Annotated in this window: 21 protein-coding genes; 13 read left to right on the forward strand and 8 right to left on the reverse strand. The window is 63.7% G+C overall.

Going from position 1 to position 21,920, the window contains the following annotated elements; all coding sequences use genetic code 11:
• Positions 1–94: 94 nt before the first annotated feature.
• Positions 95–1,306 carry a sodium/glutamate symporter gene (gltS, locus tag ACHMW7_RS11660; protein ID WP_395450397.1) on the forward strand — a complete coding sequence of 404 codons (1,212 nt, stop codon included), beginning with the start codon at positions 95–97 and terminating at the stop codon, positions 1,304–1,306.
• A gap of 7 nt (positions 1,307–1,313) precedes the next feature.
• On the opposite strand, the gene ACHMW7_RS11665 is transcribed toward gltS, so the two are convergent.
• The 7 genes from ACHMW7_RS11665 to phnG form a co-directional block, all read right to left on the reverse strand.
• Entirely contained in the window at positions 1,314–1,931 is a 618-nt protein-coding gene (locus tag ACHMW7_RS11665) for a DapH/DapD/GlmU-related protein (protein WP_395450398.1), read from the reverse strand.
• A complete protein-coding gene (gene phnL / locus ACHMW7_RS11670; protein ID WP_395450399.1) occupies positions 1,928–2,635 on the reverse strand; it encodes a phosphonate C-P lyase system protein PhnL in 708 nt (235 codons plus the stop codon). The genes ACHMW7_RS11665 and phnL overlap by 4 nt, the downstream gene beginning before the upstream one ends.
• A gap of 67 nt (positions 2,636–2,702) precedes the next feature.
• The gene (gene phnK, locus ACHMW7_RS11675) at positions 2,703–3,479 is read right to left on the reverse strand and encodes a phosphonate C-P lyase system protein PhnK (RefSeq protein WP_184769756.1); all 777 of its coding nucleotides are present in this window, start codon (positions 3,477–3,479) and stop codon (positions 2,703–2,705) included.
• Positions 3,476–4,369 carry an alpha-D-ribose 1-methylphosphonate 5-phosphate C-P-lyase PhnJ gene (locus tag ACHMW7_RS11680; protein ID WP_395450400.1) on the reverse strand — a complete coding sequence of 298 codons (894 nt, stop codon included), beginning with the start codon at positions 4,367–4,369 and terminating at the stop codon, positions 3,476–3,478. Before ACHMW7_RS11680 ends, phnK begins: the two co-directional genes overlap by 4 nt.
• Positions 4,366–5,475, reverse strand: coding sequence for a carbon-phosphorus lyase complex subunit PhnI (locus ACHMW7_RS11685; protein WP_395450401.1), 1,110 nt, complete (start codon positions 5,473–5,475; stop codon positions 4,366–4,368). The genes ACHMW7_RS11680 and ACHMW7_RS11685 overlap by 4 nt, the downstream gene beginning before the upstream one ends.
• 1 nt (position 5,476) lies before the next feature.
• Positions 5,477–6,082: a phosphonate C-P lyase system protein PhnH gene (gene phnH, locus ACHMW7_RS11690; RefSeq protein WP_395450402.1), complete on the reverse strand. Its 606-nt coding sequence runs from the start codon at positions 6,080–6,082 to the stop codon at positions 5,477–5,479.
• Positions 6,082–6,552 carry a phosphonate C-P lyase system protein PhnG gene (phnG, locus tag ACHMW7_RS11695; protein ID WP_395450403.1) on the reverse strand — a complete coding sequence of 157 codons (471 nt, stop codon included), beginning with the start codon at positions 6,550–6,552 and terminating at the stop codon, positions 6,082–6,084. The genes phnH and phnG overlap by 1 nt, the downstream gene beginning before the upstream one ends.
• Before the next feature lie 124 nt (positions 6,553–6,676).
• Here phnG and phnF point away from each other — a divergent pair, with 124 nt between their 5' ends.
• From phnF to ACHMW7_RS11745, 10 genes are all read left to right on the forward strand, one after another.
• Positions 6,677–7,402, forward strand: a complete 726-nt coding sequence (phnF, locus tag ACHMW7_RS11700; protein WP_395450404.1) for a phosphonate metabolism transcriptional regulator PhnF — start codon at positions 6,677–6,679, stop codon at positions 7,400–7,402.
• Between the two features lie 422 nt (positions 7,403–7,824).
• The gene (locus ACHMW7_RS11705; protein WP_395450405.1) at positions 7,825–8,934 is read left to right on the forward strand and encodes an extracellular solute-binding protein; all 1,110 of its coding nucleotides are present in this window, start codon (positions 7,825–7,827) and stop codon (positions 8,932–8,934) included.
• A gap of 261 nt (positions 8,935–9,195) precedes the next feature.
• Positions 9,196–10,182, forward strand: a complete 987-nt coding sequence (locus ACHMW7_RS11710) for an ABC transporter permease (protein WP_395450406.1) — start codon at positions 9,196–9,198, stop codon at positions 10,180–10,182.
• Positions 10,182–10,976 (forward strand): ABC transporter permease, encoded by a 795-nt coding sequence (locus ACHMW7_RS11715; RefSeq protein ID WP_395450407.1) that lies wholly within the window; start codon positions 10,182–10,184, stop codon positions 10,974–10,976. Before ACHMW7_RS11710 ends, ACHMW7_RS11715 begins: the two co-directional genes overlap by 1 nt.
• Positions 10,976–12,061, forward strand: coding sequence for an ABC transporter ATP-binding protein (locus ACHMW7_RS11720; protein WP_395450408.1), 1,086 nt, complete (start codon positions 10,976–10,978; stop codon positions 12,059–12,061). The genes ACHMW7_RS11715 and ACHMW7_RS11720 overlap by 1 nt, the downstream gene beginning before the upstream one ends.
• A 110-nt stretch (positions 12,062–12,171) precedes the next feature.
• Complete coding sequence (locus tag ACHMW7_RS11725; RefSeq protein WP_395450409.1) at positions 12,172–13,671, forward strand: NAD(P)-binding domain-containing protein; 1,500 nt, start codon at positions 12,172–12,174, stop codon at positions 13,669–13,671.
• Between the two features lie 9 nt (positions 13,672–13,680).
• Positions 13,681–14,181, forward strand: a complete 501-nt coding sequence (locus tag ACHMW7_RS11730) for a CMD domain-containing protein (RefSeq protein WP_395450410.1) — start codon at positions 13,681–13,683, stop codon at positions 14,179–14,181.
• Positions 14,178–14,753 carry a peroxidase-related enzyme gene (locus ACHMW7_RS11735; RefSeq protein WP_395450411.1) on the forward strand — a complete coding sequence of 192 codons (576 nt, stop codon included), beginning with the start codon at positions 14,178–14,180 and terminating at the stop codon, positions 14,751–14,753. Before ACHMW7_RS11730 ends, ACHMW7_RS11735 begins: the two co-directional genes overlap by 4 nt.
• A gap of 131 nt (positions 14,754–14,884) precedes the next feature.
• Positions 14,885–15,409 (forward strand): helix-turn-helix domain-containing protein, encoded by a 525-nt coding sequence (locus ACHMW7_RS11740; RefSeq protein ID WP_395450412.1) that lies wholly within the window; start codon positions 14,885–14,887, stop codon positions 15,407–15,409.
• 71 nt (positions 15,410–15,480) lie between these two features.
• Positions 15,481–16,560, forward strand: a complete 1,080-nt coding sequence (locus ACHMW7_RS11745) for an NAD/NADP octopine/nopaline dehydrogenase family protein (protein ID WP_395450413.1) — start codon at positions 15,481–15,483, stop codon at positions 16,558–16,560.
• Positions 16,561–16,660: 100 nt separating this feature from the next.
• On the opposite strand, the gene ACHMW7_RS11750 is transcribed toward ACHMW7_RS11745, so the two are convergent.
• Positions 16,661–17,542: a LysR family transcriptional regulator gene (locus ACHMW7_RS11750; RefSeq protein ID WP_395450414.1), complete on the reverse strand. Its 882-nt coding sequence runs from the start codon at positions 17,540–17,542 to the stop codon at positions 16,661–16,663.
• 212 nt (positions 17,543–17,754) lie between these two features.
• Here ACHMW7_RS11750 and ACHMW7_RS11755 point away from each other — a divergent pair, with 212 nt between their 5' ends.
• Together ACHMW7_RS11755 and ACHMW7_RS11760 are read left to right on the forward strand one after the other, a co-directional pair.
• A complete protein-coding gene (locus ACHMW7_RS11755) occupies positions 17,755–20,202 on the forward strand; it encodes a penicillin-binding protein 1A (RefSeq protein ID WP_395450415.1) in 2,448 nt (815 codons plus the stop codon).
• A 1-nt stretch (position 20,203) separates the two neighbouring features.
• Positions 20,204–21,874, forward strand: a complete 1,671-nt coding sequence (locus ACHMW7_RS11760; RefSeq protein ID WP_395450416.1) for a peptidoglycan D,D-transpeptidase FtsI family protein — start codon at positions 20,204–20,206, stop codon at positions 21,872–21,874.
• The last annotated feature ends 46 nt before the right edge of the window (positions 21,875–21,920 follow it).

Genomic DNA, 21,920 nt, shown 5'->3' on the forward strand with positions numbered 1-21,920 from the left:
TGCTCTCCAAATTATTCCAGGCAAGGTTGAGAGCTAGGGGAGATCGGGATCGTCCGATCCGGCACCTTCGTTTGGGTGTCCACGCGAAGCTCGGATGGCCATGGCCGACAATGTTCTCGTTTCGCCTGATTTCCTGACGCTCACGCTCGGCATCATCGTCTATTTCGTCGGCGTGCTGCTCAACCGTCACATTGCATTCCTGCGCAATTACAACATTCCCGAACCGGTCACTGGCGGGTTTCTCGCGGCCGTGGCCGTTTGGGCGTTCTATCAATTGTCGGGCACGGAGATTGTCTTCGAGATGACCACGCGCGACCGGCTGCTGGTCATCTTCTTTGCCACCGTCGGCGTGAATGCGCGGCTGGCCGACTTGCTGGTCGGTGGGCGGGCGCTGGCGGTGTTGTGCGTGCTGACGGTACTTTTCGTCTTCCTGCAGAATGGCGTCGGCACGCTTGGAGCCTGGCTGTTCGGCCTGCCCTCTGCTGCAGGCGTCATCATGGGGTCGATCGCCTTTGTCGGCGGCCATGGCACGACGATTGCCTGGGCGCCGGCGATCGCGGCCGAGCACGGTTTTCCGGCCGCCCTTGAAGTCGGCACCGCTGCGGCGACGCTCGGGCTGATCGTCGCCAGCGTCCTCGGCGGGCCGGTGGCGAAGTTCCTCATCGAGCGCGGCGAGCTTAACACCAATGGCACCAGCTCCGACGGTGAAGCGGCTGTCCAACGGGCGGATGCCGCATCGATCGACAAGTCGAATTTCATGCAGGCGCTTCTGCTGGTCAACGTCGCCGTGGTGCTCGGCTATGCGGTTCACGGTCCGGTCACGGCGATGGGCGTCAAGCTGCCGCTGTTCGTGCCTTGCCTGATCATGGGGGTCGTCCTGTCGAACACGATCCCCTACATCTTTCCGCGCCTGCCATGGCCGGCGCGCTCGCCGGCAATGTCGCTGATCTCTGACTATTCGCTCTCGGCCTTCCTCGCCATGTCGCTGATGAGCATGCAACTCTGGACGCTTGCCGGGGTTGCCGGCCCGCTGCTGGTCGTCGTCGCCATGCAGGCGCTGCTCGCGGTGACCTTCATCCTGATCGTGCTGTTCCCGCTTTTGGGCAGGGACTATCAGGCGGCGGTGCTGAGCGCCGGTTTCACCGGTCTTTCGCTGGGTGCCACCCCCACTGCGATTGCGTCGATGACGGCCGTGACCAAGCACTATGGCCCGTCACCGAACGCCTTCATCATCCTGCCGCTGGTTTCGGCGTTTTTCGTCGACTTGGTCAACATGATCGCGATCCAGTTTTTCCTGGCAGGGTGAGGGCTCCTCAGCCCCCGTGCTTTTCCAGGAACTCTTCCGCCGAGAGGTTGCGGAAATCGTCGAGGGCGACGCGCAGCCTGGCGTGGTCCCAGTCCCACCAGGCCAGCGCCTGGAAGCGATCCGCCGTCTTGCGGTCAAAGCGCTCACGCAGCGGCTTGGCCGGCACGCCGGCGACGATGGTGTAGGGCGCGACATCCTTGGTGACGACCGCGCCCGAGCCGACCGCGGCGCCGTCGCCGACGGTGACGCCCGGCAGCACCGTCGAGCCGTGGCCGAGCCAGGTGTCGTGGCCGATGGTGACGGCATTGGAGCGACGCCACTCGAAGAACTCGGTTTCGTGCGTGGCGTCGTCCCAATAGTCCGAGGCGCGGTAGGTGAAGTGGTGCAGCGTCGGCCGCCAGGTCGGGTGGTTGGTGGCGTTGGCGCGTACGCTTGCTGCGATGTTGGAGAACTTGCCGACCGTCGTGCACCACAGGCTGCAATCCTGCATGACGTAGGAATAGTCGCCCAGGGTGCTCTCGCTGATACGGCTGCGGTCAGCCACCTCGGTCCAGCGGCCGAGGGTCGATTGCGTCACCTCGGCGGTCGGGTGGACCCAGGGCTGCTCCGAAAGCTTGCGGCTCATGCGGCGACCTTTCCAGCGGCAAATGTGGTGACGTCGACGATGCGGTCGGCGACCGCCTCGCGCACGTCGGCGTCGTGGAAGATGCCGAGCAGGGCCACACCCTTCAGCTTCTTTTCCTCGATCAGGCCGATCACAACCTCGCGGTTGGTGGCGTCGAGCGAGGCCGTCGGCTCGTCCAGCAGCAGCACCGGATGGTCGGTGATGAAGCCGCGGGCGATGTTGACGCGCTGCTGCTCGCCGCCGGAGAAGGTGGCGGGCGGCAGGCTCCACAGCCGTTCCGGCAGGTTGAGCCGGCCGAGCAGCTCCGAGGCGCGGGCATGCGCCTCGTCGCGGCCGATGCCGCGGGCGACAAGCGGCTCGGCGACGACGTCGAGCGCCGAGACGCGCGGTACCGTGCGCAGGAACTGGCTGACATAACCGATGGTGTCGCGGCGCACCGCCAGCACCGTGCGCGGATTGGCGGTAGCGAGGTCAACCAGCTGGCCGTGGTGATCGACAATGATCTGACCCTGGTCGACGCCGTAATTGCCGTAGACCATCTTCAGGATCGAACTTTTGCCGGCGCCCGAGGGGCCGCCGAGCACGGCGCATTCGCCTGCCCGGATCGAAAATGACACGTTGGCGACCACCGGCAGGCGGATGCCACCGCGCAGGTGCATGGTGAAGGCCTTGGCGACCTCGGAGACGATGAGAGGAGTAGCCATGTTTACAGCCCTTTCCTTGTGAGCATGATCTTGTCCGAAAACCGGGAACCACTTTTCGGGATCATGCTCAGACCTGCAGGATGGAGGAGACGAGGAGCTGGGTGTAGGGCGCGCGCGGATCGTCGAGCACCCGGTCGGTGAGACCGGCCTCCACGACATGACCGTCCTTCATCACCATCATGCGCTGCGACAACAGCCGCGCCACGGCGAGGTCGTGGGTGACGACGATGGCAGCGAGCCCGAGGTCGGTCACCAGCCCGCGCAAAAGGTCGAGCAGGCGCGCCTGGACCGACACGTCGAGGCCGCCGGTCGGCTCGTCCATGAACACCAGCCGTGGGCCGGTGACGAGGTTGCGGGCGATCTGCAGGCGCTGGCGCATGCCGCCGGAGAAGGCGCGCGGTTCGTCGTCGATGCGCTCCTCGTCGATCTCGACGCGGCCGAGCCAGTCGACGGCCGTCGAACGGATGTTGCCGTAGTGGCGGTCGCCGATGGCCATCAGCCGCTCGCCGACATTGGCGCCCGCCGATACCGTCATGCGCAGGCCGTCGGCCGGGTTCTGGTGGACGAAACCCCAGTCGGTGCGCATCAGGAAGCGGCGCTCGGCCTCGCTCATCCGGTAGAGGTCGCGCCACTGGTTGTCGCGCATGCGGTAGCTGGCGGTGCCCGATGTCGGCAGCAGGCGGGTTGCCAGGCAGTTGAGCAATGTCGTCTTGCCCGAGCCTGATTCACCGACGACGGCCAGCACTTCGCCGGGCCAGAGATCGAAGGAGATGTCCTCGCAGCCGATGCGCGAGCCGTAATATTTGGACAGTGCTGTGACGCGCAGAAGCGGTTCGTCGGTCATTGGGCTGGCTCCAGCGCTTCAGGGGCGAGATGGCCGCGATGGCCGCAGGCCTGGCGCTTCTCGCAATGGTCGGTGTCGGAACAGACGAACATGTGTCCGCCCTTGTCATCGAGGATGACCTCGTCGAGATAGACCTGCTCGGCGCCGCACAGCGCGCAGGGCTGGTCGAAAGTCTGGATCTCGAAGGGATGGTCCTCGAAGTCGAGGCTGACCACACTGGTGAAGGGCGGCACGGCATAGATGCGCTTCTCGCGGCCGGCACCAAACAGCTGGAGCGCCGGCGACATGTGCATCTTCGGATTGTCGAATTTTGGTGTCGGCGAGGGGTCCATCACATAACGGCCCTCGACCTTGACCGGATATGCGTAGGTCGTGGCGATGCGGCCATGGCGGGCAATGTCTTCATAGAGCTTCACATGCATCAGCCCGTATTCCTCGAGCGCGTGCATTTTGCGCGTTTCGGTCTCGCGCGGTTCGAGGAAACGCAGCGGTTCGGGGATCGGCACCTGATAGACCAGTGTCTGGCCCGCTGTCAGCGGATGCTCGGGGATGCGGTGACGCGTCTGGATGATCGTCGCCTTGGCCGTTTCGGTGGTGACGGCGACGTCGGCGACTTTCTGGAAGAAGGCGCGGATCGACACCGCATTGGTGGTGTCGTCGGCGCCCTGGTCGATGACCTTGAGCACATCGTCGGGACCGATGATCGCAGCGGTGACCTGCACGCCGCCGGTGCCCCAGCCATAAGGCATCGGCATTTCGCGTGAGGCGAACGGCACCTGGTAGCCGGGAATGGCGATGCCCTTGAGGATCGCCCGGCGGATCATCCGCTTGGTCTGCTCGTCGAGATAAGCGAAGTTGTAGGTTGCGATCTCTGGTGCTGTGGTGGTCATTCTGCCGCCTCGCGCTGGTCGTTTTCGTTGATCTGGTTGCGCTTTTCGTGCTCGCCGCGCATGCGGCGGACGAGGTCGAGCTCGGCCTGGAAGTCGACATAGTGTGGCAGCTTCAGGTGCTCGACGAAGCCGGTGGCCTGGACGTTGTCGGAGTGCGAGATGACGAACTCCTCGTCCTGGGCGGGGGCAGTGATGTCCTCGCCCAGTTCGCCGGCCCGCAGCGCCCGGTCGCACAGAGACATCGCCATCGCCTTGCGTTCGGACTGGCCGAAGACGAGCCCATAGCCACGGGTGAACTGCGGCGGCGCCTTGGCCGAACCCTTGAACTGGTTGACCATCTGGCATTCGGTGACGCGGATGCGGCCGAGGGTTATGGGGAAGGGCAGTTCCGGCACGTCGAGCTCAAGCTCGACCTCGCCGATACGAACCTCACCGACGAAGGGATGGCTGCGGCCATAGCCGCGCTGGGTCGAATAACCGAGCGCCAGCAGAAAGCCTTCGTCGCCACGCGACAGTGCCTGCAAGCGGCTGTCGCGAGCCAGCGGGAATTCCAGCGGCTCGCGGGTGATGTCACCGGTGAGGTGATCCTCCGGCAATTCGCCGTCGGCCTCGATCAGGCCTTCATGGGCGAGGATTTCCGACACGCGCGTCATGCGCTGGCCGTCGGCCTCGCGCTGTTCCGGCTTGGCGACCTCGGGATCGCCGGCCAGTTGCGGATCGAGCAGGCGGTGGGTGTAGTCGAAGGTCGCCCCGAGCAGCTGGCCGCCGGGCAGATCCTTGTAGGTCGCCGAAACGCGGCGCTCGACCTGCATGGCGGCGGTGTCGATCGGCTTGGTGTAGCCGAAGCGCGGCAAGGTCGTGCGATAGGCGCGGACGAGGAAGATCGCCTCGATCAGGTCGCCACGCGACTGCACGACGGCAAGGGCGGCAAGCTCACGGTCATAGAGCGAGCCTTCGGCCATGACGCGGTCGATGCCGAGCGCCAGCTGCTCGACGATCTGGTCGATGCGCAGCGCCGGCACCGAGCGGTCGCCACGGCGGCGGTCGGCAAGCAAGCGATGGGCGTTGGCGATGGCGGCTTCGCCGCCTTTGACTGCCACATACATGTCAGGCCTCCGTCGTCTTGATGCGGGTAGTGCGGGGCAGGCAGGCGACGCCGTTGGGGGCGGCCAGGATCAGGTCGACGCCGCGCGGGAACCGGGCGCCGTTCTGCTTCCATTGCTCGACGAAGTGGCGCGGCAGGGAGGTCAGCGCGATGGTGGCCGATGTCTCGATGCCGGGGCCCTCAAGGCGAAGTGGCGTGCCTTCCGTCAGGCTCTCGACCTGCAGGATCAGCGTTGTCGAACGGTCGGGGTATTCTTGCGTGCCTTGGGCGAAGTTCTCGAGCGAGATCAGGTTGGCCGGATTGGCGACAAGGGCGAAATGCGCGTCGGCCGGCGTGGCTGCAGATGGTGCGCCGGTGTGGAAGGCGAGCCAGGATCTTGCCGCCGAAACCTGAAGCCCGGCATCGAGCCAGAGCGGGGTGTCATGGTCGCACAAGGTCAGCGCCACGGCACCCGCGGTTGCCGCAAGCGGTGCGGGCGGCTGTGCCAGTTCAGCCAGCTGTTGAACTGTGCCCGGCCGTGCCATCGCGTCCATGACGGCACGGAAAACCGTCTGGGCGTTGAAAACTGGGGCGGAAAAGCCGCCGTCGATCACATCCATCTGGTCCATCAGTCCTCTCCGCGCACCATGGTGAAGAAGTCGACCTTGGTCGCCGCCGTCTCGGCGCGGCTGGTCGCATCGGCTTCGGCTTGTGCGGCACGCAACGGTGCGATGATCTTCTGTTCGATATCGGCGCGACGTTCCGGGTTCTGCCACAGCGCGTCGGCGATGGCCGAAAGGCGGGCCTTTTCCTTGTCGCGGCCGAGCGCATAGGCATGGCCGATCTCGCCACCTGGCAAACGCACGGTGGCGCGGGTTACCGTCGCCTCGCCGAAATTGAACGGCGCGCCGCCGCCGCCGATGCGGCCGCGAACCGACACCAGCCCGGTCTCGGGGCCGCGCAGCAATTCGGCATCGTCGCTCACGCCTGCCGCCGCGCACAGCCGCTTCAACTCGTCGCCCGGGGCCATGGCCAATGCCGCCATCGCGACTTTGCGCTGTGCCTCGGTTTCTCTTTCCTGCCGTCGATCCATCTTCATCGCCGCTCCGTTCGCTTTATTTGTCTATTGTTCTATACAAACGAACAACATACAATGAGCTTGTAGAGAGGCTCCATGACGGGCGCATGACAGGGGCAGTGGATTGAACGAACGAGAGCCAGCGGTGACGCGCAAGAGCGGGGTGGCGCTGTGGCGCCAGATCGCCGACCAGATACGTCAGGCAATCAGCGCCGGTACGTTGGGTGCCGATGGCCGGCTGCCGACCGAAATGGCGCTGTCTGAACGCTTCGGCGTCAACCGCCATACGCTGCGCAGCGCCATTGCAGCACTTGTCCAAGAAGGCATGCTCAGGGCCGAGCAAGGGCGCGGCACATTCGTAGAGAGCCGCCAGAAGCTGTCCTATCCGATTTCGGCGCGGACGCGCTTTTCCACGGGGCTGCGCGAGCAGACCCGTGAGCGCCGGAGCACGCTTCTGGCGCATGCGCTCGAGCCGGCGAGCGCTCGAGTAGCCGAGGCATTGCGCCTCGCCCTGGAAGCGCCGGTGATCCGCCTGGAAACATTGAGCGAGGCCGATGGCCGGCCGGTGTCGCGGGCGACAAGCTGGTTCGACGCGACGCGTTTCCCAGGCTTTGAGAGGGTCTATGCCGAAACCGGCTCGATCACGTTCAGTTTCCAGCATTTTGGAATTGACGACTATTTCCGCAAGTCGACGCTGGTGTCGGCGCGGCATGCCGACACCGCCGATCTGGCCGACCTCAGACTGTCGGCCGGCGCCATCGTGCTGGTCGCGAGGGCCGTCAATATCGATGCCGAAGGCGTGCCGGTCCAATTCGCCGACACCCGGTTTGTCGCGGACAGGGTCGAGCTCAGCGTCTCGACCGAGGCGTAGGGTGCTCAAACGCTCTGCATGGGCCGTCGACGCACCATGTCTCTGATTTTGGTGTATCGAGCGTTAGCAGTGATCGGATTCGATTTTCGTGCTGTTGCTCAGCCGGTTTCTTGCCGCAAGCCTATGCGGGGCCTGCTGTCTGCATATGTTGGTGGCAAACAAGATTCTTACTAACAATGCTTGACATTTGTCCGGTTTAGAGAAAAATTCCAGTTTAGTGGAATTTGCGGACGGAATGTCGGAATTCAGGACTGGCTTGGTGGAGGACTTTGTGCCAGTTCATTAGTTGTCTGTAAAATACCGCTGAGAATACATCTTTGCCGGCTTGTCGGTCACGCAGTCCACTCGGCTGCGTGATGGTGGGTTTTTATTGCGCAGCGAAAGCTGCGCGTGTGATCGATATTATCCAAATGGGGAACATAATGAACAATACTCTGGTGCCGAATCGCCGTACCGCGCTGAAGATGCTTGGTGGTGGCGCCGCCGCTCTTGCCATGCCCGCCGTCATCCGTCCGACCCCGGGCTGGGCCGCGAGCGGCGTGCTGAACATCACCACCTACGACAAGTTCCTGCCGCAGGAATTCCTCGACAAGTTCCAGAAGGACACTGGAATTCAGGTCAACATCCGGCTGACCGACGACCAGGGCAAGCAGTACAATTTGCTCACCGCCGAGGGCGCCAATCCCTCGACCGACATCGTCACCGTTGCCGGCCACCGTTATTCGCAGTTCATCGCCTCGAAGCTGCTGCAGCCGCTCGACACCGGCAAGATCTCCAACTGGAAGAACCTCAACCCGGCTTACCAGGACGCTGCCTGGGCGCGTGTCGACAACAATCTCTGGGGCCTGCCGATCCTCGCCGGCTACGAGGGTCTCGCCCGCAACGTCGACTATGTGAAGGATGCGCCGAGCTGGGAGATCATGTTCGACCCGCAGTACAAGGGCCAGACCTCCTACATCGTCAGCGATTTCATGACCATCGTCATGCAGTATCTCGGCCATGACGGCGACTTCGTCAGCTACGCCGGCAAGCCGGAGGTTGCCCAGAAGGCGACCAACGAAGCACGTGACTTCCTGATCAAGCAGAAGGACATGGTGCGCAAGTACTATGAAGCCGGCTCGGAAGTGCAGCAGATGTTCATCAACGAGGACATCTATCTGGCGCATTCGTGGTCGGGTCCGGCTGCCAAGCTGATCATGGATGGCCATCCGATCCAGCTGTCGGTGCCGAAGGAAGGCACGTTCGGCTTCTGCTACACGCTCAACGTCGTCAACAACGCGCCCAACGCCGAGAACGCCTACAAACTTCTCGACGCCGTGCTGGCGAGCCCGGAAGTGGGTGCGGCGATGACCCGCCAGTCGGGCTACAGCTCGACCATCAATGGCGTTGCCGACCTGCTCAACGATCGCGAAAAGCTCGCCTCGACACTGCCGCAGGAAGAGCTCGAGCGCATCGTCTTCTTCTCGTCGGTCAACCGCGACATGAAGAACGAGATGATCGACCGCGCGACCGCAGAGGTCAAAGCGGCCTGACGAGGCGAAAGCCTCGCATGGCCTGTAGCCTGTCCCGGAGCGCTGCGACGATCTCCGGGACAGGCAGCCGGCCTGTCATGTGCATGACCCCCGAAAATCGGGCTCGATTTTCGAATAGGCTCATGCACCGGTTCAGAGAGTTGCAGCGTCCTGAGCGCGTCCTGGAGGACGGCGCGGCGCTGTAATCCCACAACGCGCGATGACTGACCTGCCGGCAGTGCCTGGCGGAACAAGTTGGGCTGCGCCAACCGAGATTGTTTGATGGTGAGTAGCAACACGACAGCCGGCTATGCGGGAGGACGCGATACGTCCGTGCCCAAATACTCGACCGGCTTCGCCAAGGTGGTCAACTCCGCGCTTTACCGGCACACGCTGGGCGCTGCTGTGGAGTCGCGTCTCGGCCGGATCATCCTTCTGGCCGGCGTGCCGCTGATCTGGCTGATCATGCTGCATGTCGGGCCGATCTATCAGATGCTGAAGATCAGCCTGTTGTCCCACTACCCGGTCCAACCCGGCGTGGAGTCGCGTTTCACCCTCGACAACTATGCGATCTTCTTCCGGGAATCGCTCTACTTCACGCCGCTGATCAAGAGCTTCATCTTTGCGACAGCAGCGACTGCGGTCACGCTGGTGGTGGTCTATCCGGTTGCCTATTACGTCGCCAAGATCGTCAAGCCGGAGGGCCGCTCGAAGGCGCTACTGTTGTTGCTGGTGCCGTTCTGGGCCGGTGAGCTGATCCGCACCTTCTCGGTCATCATGCTTCTCGCCAATCGCGGCGCGGTCAACGTGCTGCTGCGCGAGATCGGATTGATCGATCGGCCGATCCCGATGCTCTACACCTCGTTTTCGCTCGGCTTCGGCCTTGTCTACCTGATCTGCCTGTACATGCTGCTGCCGCTCTATTCGGCGATCGAGAAGATCCCGTCCCAGTATCTGGACGCTGCCGCCGACCTCGGCGCCGGTCCGTTCACCCGCTTCCGCAAGATCATCCTGCCGCTGTCCAAGGACGGCATCGTGTCGGGCTGTTCGCTGGTGTTTTTGACCTGCATCGGTGTTTTCGCCACGCCGATGCTGCTCGGTGGCCCGACCACCGTGCTGTTTCCTGAAACGATCAGCGGCTTCTTCCATGGCGCCAGCGACAAGTGGCCAGTCGGTGCAGCTTTCGCACTGATCATGCTGGTCACGGCACTGATCACGGCTGGCATCTTCATGCGCCTCGTCGGCGGCAAGAAAAGGAGTGCATTCTGATGCGCAACATGTTTTCCGACGCTCCGCGCACGACGCTGACCGCGTTCTACTGGGCCTTCCTGCTCTATCTGCTGTTGCCGCTCACGCTGATGATGGCGATGAGCTTCAAGGACGCCAATTTCGTCGCTTTCCCGATCGGCGACTGGACGCTCGACTGGTACGCCAAGGTGATGGCAGACAAGCAGTTCCTGGAAGCCTGCCTGTATTCGGTGATGATCGCCGCCGCCTCGACGCTGGCCGCAACGACGCTAGGCACATGGATTGCCATGCTGATCGTCGCCGAAGGCATCAAGGGCCAGGTCGTCATCTTCGCGCTGGCCTGCCTGCCGGCGGTTGTGCCCGGCATGATCTCGGCGATCTCGCTTCGCATCTTCATCTCGACCATCGACATGCCGACGGGAACCGCCGCCATCATCCTCGGCCACACGGTGCATGCCGTGCCGTTCGTGGTGGTGATGGCGCTGACCCGGCTGCGCTCGATGCCCGGCAATCTTGTCGACGCCGCGCGCGATCTCGGGGCCGACAGCGTCGTTGCCTTCTTCCGCGTCACGCTGCCTTATCTCGGGCCGGCGCTGGTCGGCGGCATGATCTTCTGCGTGCTGTTGTCGATCGACGACTTCGTCCGCACCTTCTTCCTGGGCGGTTATCGCCCGACCCTTCCCATGCTGATCTTCGCCAAGGTGCAGGGCGGCATGTCTCCCGAAATCAACGCAATGGCGACACTTGTCCTGGTGGTTACCGCCGCCGTCGGACTTTACGCCGAATACCTGACCCGCCGCGCGAGGACCCGCTGATGCAACCCGTCGTCCAGTTCGACAACGTCACCAAGAGCTACGGCAAGCATGTTGCCGTCGAAAACCTGAACCTCAGCATCGAGGCGGGCAAGTTCGTCACACTGCTCGGTCCGTCCGGCTGCGGCAAGTCGACTTCGCTGCGCATGCTCGGCGGTTTCGAGACGCCGAATTCCGGCCGCATCCTGCTCGGCGGCAAGGACGTGACCCGCGTTCCGCCCAACAAGCGAAACGTCAACATCGTGTTCCAGGACTATGCGCTGTTCCCGCATATGAGCGTCGCCAAGAACATCGCCTTCGGCCTTGAGCTCAAGGGTCTCGATAACCAGAAAATCCACCGCCGGGTGAACGAGCTGCTCGAACTCGTCCAGCTTCAGGACTACGCCAAGCGGCTGCCGTCGGAGCTGTCCGGCGGCCAGCGCCAGCGCGTGGCGCTGATGCGTGCTTTGGCACCGGATCCGGAAGTGTTGCTGCTTGACGAGCCGCTGTCGGCGCTCGACGCCAAGCTGCGCCAGCAGATGCAGATCGAACTCAAGTCGATCCAGGAAAAGACCGGCAAGACCTTCATGTTCGTGACCCACGATCAGGAAGAGGCACTGACCATGTCCGACACGATCGTGGTCATGAACAAGGGCAAGATCGAGCAGATGGGCGATCCGAACACGCTCTATGGCCGTCCCGGCTCGGTGTTCGTTGCCAACTTCATCGGTGAGACCAACCTTCTGCGCAGCACCGTTGTCGGTACCGAAGGCGATACGACCGCGCTGAATTGGAACGGCGTCACCATCAAGGCAGCGCAGGGCGGGCTCGCGCCCAAGACCGGCGATCACCTTTATGTCGTGCTGCGCCCCGAGGCGATCCATTGCTCTGCGGCGGAGCCGACAACCGGCAACCGCATCAAGGGCAAGATCCGCCAGCGCGTGTTCAAGGGCAACCACACCTCGCTTTCGGTCGAGGTCGCGGACGGCGCCATGCTCAACGCGCTGGTCCACCCGGCCGATGTTGCCCAGCTCAACGGCGAAGACATCTGGGTCGGCTGGAAGCCCGAGACGACGACGGTCATCCCCGACCGCCACGCGCACAACTGAGACGAAAAATAGGCGACAAGGGCGGCCCGCGTCGAGAACCGATGCGGGCCGACAGCAGGCAGGGCAGGACATGCGAAATGACGAATTCGACCGGACATCAGGGGCGAGCCATGGCGTTTGACGTACAAGCGCCACTGCAATCGGCCGCCACCGGCCTGTCCGAACTCGAGCAACGCGTTCGCGATGATCTCGCCTGCCTGTGCTACCCACCGGCGAACTGGGTTGTGCCGACCGCTCCCGACAGTGAAGAGCAGATCCACGACGTCGTCGTCATCGGCGGCGGCATGTGCGGCCTTGTCGCCAGCTTTGCGCTGATCGGCGCCGGCATCCAGAACATCCGCATCTTCGACCGCAGCCCGACGGGCTTCGAAGGTCCGTGGCTGACCTATGCGCGCATGGAGACGTTGCGTTCGCCCAAGCAATTGACTGGCCCGGCCTATGGCATGGCGTCGCTGACCTTCCGCGCCTGGTATGTTGCCCAGTTCGGTAACAAGACCTGGGCCGAGCTCGACAAGATCCCACGGCCGATGTGGATGGAGTATCTCAGGTGGTACCGCAAGGTGCTCGACCTGCCGGTCGAAAACGGCGTCGAGGTCAAGACGATCGTGCCGGAAGGCGAGCTGATGCGGCTGACGCTCTCAGGCGAGGGCGCGCGCCAAAAATCGGTGCTGGCCCGCAAGGTGGTGATGGCGACCGGCCGCGACGGCATGGGCCATCCGAGCATTCCCGCTTTCGTCGACAATTTGTCGCGGAAGTACTGGGCGCATTCCTCTGACGACATCGACTTCGCTGCCCTGCGCGGCAAGCGCGTGGTGGTTGTCGGTGTCGGCGCTTCGGCTGTCGACAATGCCGCCGAGGCGCTGGAAGCTGGGGCGGCGGAAGTTCGCCATCTCATCCGCCGCAAAGAGATGCCTTGCATCAACAAGCTGATGGGCATCGGCTCGTTCGGTTTCACAGCAGCTTACCCGCAGCTGGGCGATGCCAGGCGCTGGCAGATCATGAACTACTCGCTGCGCACCCAGACACCGGCGCCGCGCGGCTCGACGATGCGGGTCAGCCGCCATCCGAACGCCTATTTCCACTTCGATGCGGCCGTTGAGAAGACCGAGCTCGACGGTGACGAGATCGTCATTGCGACATCGCAGGGCAAGGCGGTTCGCTGCGACTTCCTGATCCTAGGCACCGGCTTTGGCGTCGATCCGCTGGCGCGCAAGGAACTCGACGGCTACGCCGACAAGATCCTTTTGTGGCAGGACCGGTTCACGCCGCCCGAGGGCGAGGAAAACGCCGAGCTCGGCAACTACCCCTATCTAGCCAGCGATTTCACCTTCCTCGAGCGCGAGCCGGGGCAAGCGCCGTGGCTCGCCAACATTCACAGCTTCAACTCGGGTGCGGCCGCGAGCCTCGGCAAGATGAGCGGCGACATACCGGGTATCAGCGAAGGTGCGGCGTTACTGGCACGCGAGATCGCCGCCAGGCTCTACACCGAAAATTTCGACCAGTACTGGCAGCGGCTGCTCGACTACGACACGCCCGAACTGCGCGGCGACGAGTGGACGGCATCGCCCTTGCCGGACGATGCGCCGGCTGCCGCTCGCAAGCAGGCATAGGAGGACGGCATGGCCGAGACCAAGGACGTGATTGCCGCGATCGTCGGCATCGAACCCGGCAGCGAACTGGCGGCAGTGGTCGCGGGCCGTGCCGACATCATGGCGCTGACCCAGCAGACCCACGATGCCGCGCTCATGCCTGCCGAGCCCGGTGGGCTATCGCATGCCGAGCGCGCAGCACTTGCTTGCCGCATCGCCAAGATCAATGACGCCAGGGATTTCGAAGAGCATTTCGAAACCTTGCTCGACAATTCTTGCGCCTCCGGTGACACCGCGCGCATCGCCGACATCTGGTTCGACGGCGGCGGCGATAACAGGCTCAAGGCGCTGATCAGGCATGTCGACCTTGTGGCGCATGCGCCCAAGGACGCGACGCGGCGCGACATCGAACTGCTGCAGGCAGCCGGCCTGACCGATGCCGACATCGTTCGGCTGTCGGAACTCGTCGCTTTCGTCAGCTATCAGATCAGGGTTGCCGCCGGGCTGCGGCTGATGCGGGGGCTGGCATGAGCAAGGTCGTTCACGAATTCACCACAGCGATCCCCGAGTGGAAGCCATATGTCAGGCCGCTCGATCTCGCCGAAGCAAGTGCCGCGCAGCTCGAGGCGCTGAAGATCACGCCGTCCAACACCAAGGTATCGGACTATGTGCTGGTGCTGGCCCATGACGTCGAGACGCTGACGCACCGTTCGCCGCTGTTCAACGGGGTGATGTACAACAAGGGTGGCCTGTCGCGGGCCGAGCGCGAGATCGGCGCTGTCGGTGCCTCGATCGTCAACCGCTGCATCTATTGCGCCGCCGTGCATGCCAGCCGCTACAACCAGCTCGCCAAGGACGAGACGGTCATTGCGGCGATCTTCGCCGATGGTGCCGACGCCGAGATCGCGCCCCGGCTCAAGGCGATCCTCGATTTTTCGGTCAAGCTGTCGAAATGCCCCTCCGACGCCGATGTCTCGGACATGCAGGCGCTTGTCGATGCCGGTCTCGGCAAAGACGAGATCCTCGATCTCATCTTGTCGTCGTCGCTGTTTGGCTGGGCCAACCGGCTGATGCACACGCTCGGAGAGCCGATCGCCGAATAACTGCCCAAGGCGTCGGAAGGGAGCATCGGAATGAACATGCATTCGGTCAATCCGCCGGAAATCGGGCCGCGCCTGCAGGCGTACCGGAAAGCGCAGAAGCTGACGCTTGCCGATCTGGCGACGAAGTCGGCGTGTCGCGCTCGATGCTGTCGGAGATCGAACGCGGCAACGCCAACCCGACCTACGGCACGCTGTGGCACCTCACCCGGGCGCTCGACATCGATCTCAATAGCCTGATCAGCGGCGCCAGCGAAGAGCGCGGCGACCGCATCGACCTGCAGCCGGAGAACCTGACGCCGACAATCCGCAGCGCCGACGGCAGCTGCACCCTGCAGATCCTGTCGCCGGCCGGCATGGTGCCATTGATCGAATGGTACCTGCTGAGCTTCGAGCCTCAGGGCAAGCTGATCAGCGACCCGCATGGTGCTGGTACCATCGAGCACCTGCACTGCATCGAAGGCGAGATCGTCGTGCGCAGCGCCGGCAACGAAATGAGGGTCCGTGCCGGCGAGACCGCGCGTTACGCCGGCGACGTGCCGCACTCTCTTACCAGTGTGGGGACCGGTGCTGGTCCTGTCGGGGCGAGGGCGTTCCTGGTGGTGGCCTCGGGCGAGGTCGGCAGTAGCACGACACGGGCATTGATACGCCCAAAGTGAACGACCCCGGCGGCGCCTCATTGGGTGACCGCCGGACCTGAAATGAATTTGATCCAAAAGGGAATGTTGGAATGCAGGTAGGTATTGTCGGCGCGGGTTCGATCGCCTTTGGAACGGCGGTGTTCCTCGAACAGCAGGGACACCACGCGACGCTGTGGTCGCCGTCGGGCGAGCGCACCAAGGCGCTGGCCAAGGGCGAGGCGCTGGTCGCCCAGGGCGCTGTCGAAGGCACCTTCCATCCGGCTGCAGCTGCGAGCGCTGAAGCGCTGGTCGCCGGCGCCGAGGCGATCGTCATCGCGCTGCCGGCCTATGGCCACAAGACGGTGCTCGACGCCATCGCGCCTTACATCAGGGCCGACCAGACCATCATCATCAGTTCGCACGCTTCGTTCGGCGCGCTTTACCTGTCGCGCCTGCTCGCTGCGCGTGGCGTTGTCGTGCCGGTCGTCGGTTGGGGCACGACAGTTGTGTCCGGCCGCCAGCTCAGCCCGACGCTGGTCAATGTCAACACCGTGCGCAAGAAGGTCGATCTCGCCACCGTGCCGGCTTCGCGCAGCGCCGATGGTTTCGCCGTCTGCCAGACTTTGTTCGGCGACCGTTTCGTCGACCGTGGCAGCCTGATGGCGATCGCGCTGTCCAACCTCAATCCGCAGAACCATATGGGCATCGCACTCGGCAACATGACACGCATGGAGCGTGGCGAGACCTGGAGCCAGGGTCAGAACGTCACGCCGAATGTCGGCCGCCTGCTCGAGCAGCTCGATGACGAGCGCATCGCGATTGCCACCAAGCTTGGCCTTGAAGTGCGCAACATCTTCCAGCACTTCCATTTGTCGTTCCACGTGCCGATGAGCTCGATCTCGCAGATGAACCAGGAGATGCACGACGCCGGCAATGGCGGGCAGGGCCCGACCACAGCCGACAGCCGCTATGTCACCGAGGATGTGCCGTTTGGCCTGGTGATGACCGCCAAGATCGGCCGTCTCGCCGGCTACCCCGCCGAGCTGCACGAAGCCGGCGTGCGCATCTTCTCGGCCATGTATGGCCGCGATTTCACTGCCGAGAACGATCTGCTGACCGCGCTCGACCTCGACGCGATGTCGCTGGAGCAGCTCAACGGCCTGTGCCGTGACGGATATGCGGTAGCTTAAGGTCTGGGTACCGCAGGCGCGGCGCTCCTGGCGGGCCGCCGCGCCGCCTTTTTTCGTCTACCCCTGCACCGGCCTCTGCGCTTTGCTGCCGCCGCGCTGGTCAGACCTCAGCAGGCGGGACGAATTGCTGCAGCAGCCAGTTCTCGAATGCCTGCATGCCTGCTGTCACCGGATGAGATTTCAGCCGGGTGAGCCAGTAATCGCCGGTTGAAACCGTGGTCTCGAATGGCTGGACGAGACGTCCGTCGTCGAGATTGCGCTCGAACATGTTGATCGGCACCAGGGCAACGCCGACACCGCGGGCCGCCGCCTCGGCAAGCGCCAGCGACGAATCGAACATCATGCCGCGCAGCACCGGCTTTGGCGTGCCTGCCGCCTCGAACCAACGCATCCATTCGTCGGCGCGGTAGGAGCGCAGCAGTTCGACACGCGCGAGATCCGCTGGTTGCGTCAGCTTCGTCGCCATCATCGGCGAGCATACCGGCGACAATGGCGAAGCGATCAGGTGCATCGCCTCCGTTCCGCGCCACGACCCGTCGCCAAAGCGGATCGCCAGGTCGAGCCCGTCGCCAGCCAGATCGACGCGGTTGTTGTTGGTCATGATCCTGAGGTCGAGATAGGGGTGGGCCTGGTGGAATGCCGGCAGGCGCTCCATCAGCCAGCCGACGGCGAAAGTCGCGACCACGCCAACCGTCACCACTTCATGGAAGTGTCCTTCCTCGAACCGGCTCATCGTTGCCGTCACCCGGCGGAAGGCATCCGTCAGCACCGGGGCAAGTGCCGCGCCCTCGTCTGTCAGCGCCAGCCCCCTGGGCAGACGGCGGAAGAGCTTCACCCCGAGCAGGTCCTCCAGCGACTTCACGTGATGGCTGACCGCGGTCTGCGACACGAACAGTTCCATGCCGGCCCGGGTGAAGCTGCAATGGCGCGCCGAAGCCTCGAAGGCCCGCAGCGCGTTCAGCGGCAGTTGCGATGTTTCCACGCGATTTTGATCCTATGCCCATCTTTTTCTCATGGGTAACCAAAATATTGAGCGTTTGTCGAGGCCGTGCGATTTTGCCAGTTTGGAGCTGATATCGAACAAAACCTGCAGGTTATGACCTGTTCGCGGGCCTGGGTGGAGCCCTGCGAGCAGCAGTCGTTTGCCCATTTTTTTCGGGACCTGCCTCAAACCGACAAGCTGCCCGCACCATCATGAAGTTCATCAGCCATTTGTTTTCGTTCCTCGTCCTGACCGGCCTTGCAGGCGCTTGCGGCGTGGCATTGCTCGTCGCCGACATCACCGGGGACTTACCCGACTATCGCGAACTGGCGGATTGGGAGCCGGCGGTCATGACCCGGGTCTACGCCTATAACGGCGCGCTGCTCGCCGAATATGCACGCGAGCGGCGGCTTTTTCTGCCGATCGAAGCCGTACCCGACCGCGTCAGGCATGCGTTCCTGTCGGCGGAAGACAAAGGCTTCTACAGCCATTCGGGCATCGAACTTTCAGGGCTCGCCAGCGCCGTCTGGGCTAATATGGCCAACTTCGGCTCGGGTCAGCGCATGATCGGTGGCTCGACGATCACCCAGCAGGTTGCCAAGAATCTGCTGCTCTCCTCCGATCGCACGCTGGCGCGCAAGATCCGCGAGGCGGTGCTGTCGGTGCGCATCGAACGCGCCTTCTCCAAGGACGAGATCCTCGAACTCTACTTCAACGACGTCTATTTCGGGCTCGGTGCCTATGGCATCGCCGAAGCGGCGTTGACCTATTTCGACAAACCGGTCGGCGAACTTTCGGTTGCCGAGGCCGCCTATCTTGCCGCGCTGCCCAAGGGGCCGAACAACTACAATCCTGATCTCAATGCCAAGCGGGCCATCGAACGGCGCAACTGGGTGATCGGCCAGATGCTGCGCAACGGATTTCTCGATGGCGGCGAGGCGCGTGCGGCGGCGGCCATGCCGCTCGGCACAAAGAAGCGCCCGCCGAACCTGCTGGTGGCCGATGCCAACTACTTCACCGAGGCGGTACGCAGGCAGGTATCAGAACAATATGGCGAAGCCGCACTCTACACTGCCGGCCTCGCCGTTCGCACGACGCTCGATCCGGCGCTGCAGGCGGCAGCCGTCAAGGCGCTGCGCCGCGGGCTCGTCAATTATGACCAGGGCAGGGGTTTTCGCGGCGCGGTGACGCGCATCGCGGCCGATGGTGATTGGCGGCAGGCACTTGATAGCATCGTGCCGTTGGCTGATGTGCCTGAATGGCGCCTGGCGGTGGTGCTCGGCACAACCGAGCATGTCGTCGAGATCGGACTTCGCCAGGGCCCCGGCAACCGGCCAGAGCGAGAGATCGCCCACATCAGCGGCAAGTCGATGCGCTGGGCGCTGAAGCGAGCCGGCAGTGCCAAGACGGGCAAGGCACTGGCTGGCGTGGTTGCGCCCGGCGATGTCATCTATGTCGAGAAGCAGGATGACGGCTATGTGCTGCGGCAAGTGCCTGAAGTGCAGGGCGCGCTCGTCTCGATGGATGCGCATACTGGCCGGGTGCTGGCGAGCGTCGGCGGTTTTTCCTTTGCCCAGTCGGAGTTCAACCGCGCCACGCAGGCCTACCGCCAGCCGGGATCCGCATTCAAGCCGTTCGTCTATGCCGCCGCCCTCGACACCGGCTACACGCCGGCCGCGCTGGTGATGGACGAACCGATAGCGCTGCCGGATGGTGCTGGACGGATCTGGAAGCCGAAGAACTATGACGGGCGCTTCAGCGGTCCCTCGACCTTGCGCACCGGGCTCGAAAAGAGCCGCAACCTGATGACGGTGCGCCTCGCGCGGCATGTCGGCATGGACGTGGTGGCGCAGTACGGCCAGAGTTTCGGCATTTACGACAAGCTCAAGCCCTATCTGCCGATGTCGCTCGGCGCTGGCGAAACCACGCTGATGCGGCTGGTTTCGGCCTATGCCGTCATCGCCAATGGCGGCAAGTCGGTGCAGCCGTCGATGATCGACCGGGTCCAGGATCGCCACGGTAAAACCATCTTCCGCCACGATGGGCGCGACTGCGACGCCTGCAATGCCGAGGAGTGGCGGGACCAGCCGGAACCTGTGCTGGAGGATGATCGCGAATACGTGCTCGATCCCATGACCGCCTATCAGGTCACCTCGATGATGCGCGGGGTTGTCGAGCGCGGCACCGCAACCAGCGTGTCTGCGCTCGGTGTTCCGGTTGCCGGCAAGACCGGCACCACCAATGACGAGAAGGACGTCTGGTTCGTCGGCTTCACACCCAACATCGTGACCGGCGTGTTCCTGGGCTACGACACGCCGAAACCCATGGGATATGGCGAATCCGGCGGCGGGCTGGCGGCACCTGTCTTCATCGACTTCATGAAAATTGCCCTCAAGGGCAAGCCGGTTGCCGAATTTCCGGTGCCGGAGGGGATGACGTTCGAGAGCGTCGACCGGCGCACGGGAAGGCGTGTCGCCGCTGGCAGTCCGGGTTCGGTCCGGGAGGCCTTCAAGCCGGGCACGTCGCCTTGCGTTGCCGACTGTCCGGTCATCGACGGTTTCGAGACGTCGGACATTGTCACGTCCACCATCCCGGCCGTTGGCGGCATTTCGCCTGTGCTGCGCGACAAGCTTCTCGACAGCACCGGTGGGCTCTACTGAGATGAAGAGGGCTAGCGCAAGAAGCGCCGGGGTTCGTATCCGGCTTGTCATGACGGTGTTTGCCGTTTTGTTCGCCGCCATCGGTGCGCGGCTGGTGCAGCTTGGCCTGACCGACAGCGAGCGTCCGGCTTACGCCTTCAGGGAGGTGGCCAACGCAAGACCGCAGATCCTGGACCGCAATGGCGTCCTGCTGGCAACCGATCTGCCGAGTGCATCGGTCTATGCCGAGCCGCGCTATGTGCCCGACGTCGACGAGACGGTCGAGAAGCTGGTCGCCATCTTTCCGGACCTCGACGCGCGCCAACTGCATCAGCGGCTGAAAAGCGATGCCGCATTCGCCTGGCTCAAGCGCCAGGTTACCCCGTTGCAGAAGCAGGCGCTGTGGAACGCCGGGCTTCCGGCCATCGGGCTCCGTTCGGAAAGGCGCCGCATCTATCCCAACGGTCCGCTGGCCGCCCATGTGCTCGGCGCTGTCGATCTCGACAATGTTGGCATCTCGGGCATCGAGAAGTGGATCGACGGGCAGGGCCTGCGTGATCTCAATCTCGCCGGCATGACCGGTGATTTCAGGCAATTGCAGCCGGTAACGCTGTCGATCGATGTCCGCGTCCAGCACGCCCTTGCCGACGAAACCCTCAAGGCGATGGCACGCTTCAAAGCCAAGGCTGGCGCCGGCCTGGTGCTCGACGTCGACAATGGCGAAGTGCTCGCGCTGGCCTCGTTTCCCGATTTCGACCCCAACGTACCTGTGGATGCGCTGCGGCCCGAGCGGCTCAACCGCATCAGCGCCGGTGCCTTCGAAATGGGCTCTACCTTCAAGGCGCTGACCACAGCCATGGCGCTCGATTCCGGACAATTCACGCTGAAATCCGTCATCGACGCGCGCAAGCCGTTGCAGTTCGGACGGCAGCTGATCCGAGACTATCGCGGCAAGTACCGCATGCTGACCATCCCGGAGGTTTTCATCTACTCGTCGAACATCTCGACAGCCAAGATAGCGATGACCTTGGGTGGCGAGGCGCAGCGGGCCTATCTGACACGCTTTGGCCTGATGTCGCGACTGCGCACCGAATTGCCGGAAAGTGCCGCGCCTATCCTTCCGCGAAGCTGGGGGCAGGTGACGACGGCGACCGTCTCATTCGGCCACGGCATTGCGGTGACGCCGTTGCAGGCGAGCACGGGCATCGCTGCGCTCATCAATGGCGGCCGCCTGATCACGCCGACCTTCATCAAGGGCGCACCAGTGGCCGGCCGCATCGTCGGCTCCGGGCTTGTTTCGCCAGGGACGGCGGATGCGATGCGCTATCTCCTGCGCTACAACGCGGAAGCCGGCTCGGCCAGGAACGGAGCCGTCGCGGGCTATCTCGTCGGCGGCAAGACCGGCACGGCGGAGAAGGTCGTCAACGGACGCTATGCCGATGATCTGGTGATGACCTCCTTCATGGCCGTCGTCCCCGCCGACAAGCCGAGATACCTGTTGCTGACAATCCTTGACGAACCCAAGGGCCTGCCGGAGACACACGGGTTCAGGACTTCCGGCTGGAATGCCGTCCCCCTTGGCAGCGCCATCCTGCGGCGCGTCCTGCCGATGCTGGGCCTGCAACCACAGTTTGTCCGAACTGGTATCGCCTACCGCGAGGGCGCGGAAACTGACGCGGCGGGAGAGCTTTGAAGGCCGATCCAGCTCATCTTGTGATTGTATGAACCGTGCTAAACTC

Source organism: Aminobacter sp. UC22_36 (genome assembly GCF_044056035.1).
Classification (GTDB): domain Bacteria; phylum Pseudomonadota; class Alphaproteobacteria; order Rhizobiales; family Rhizobiaceae; genus Aminobacter.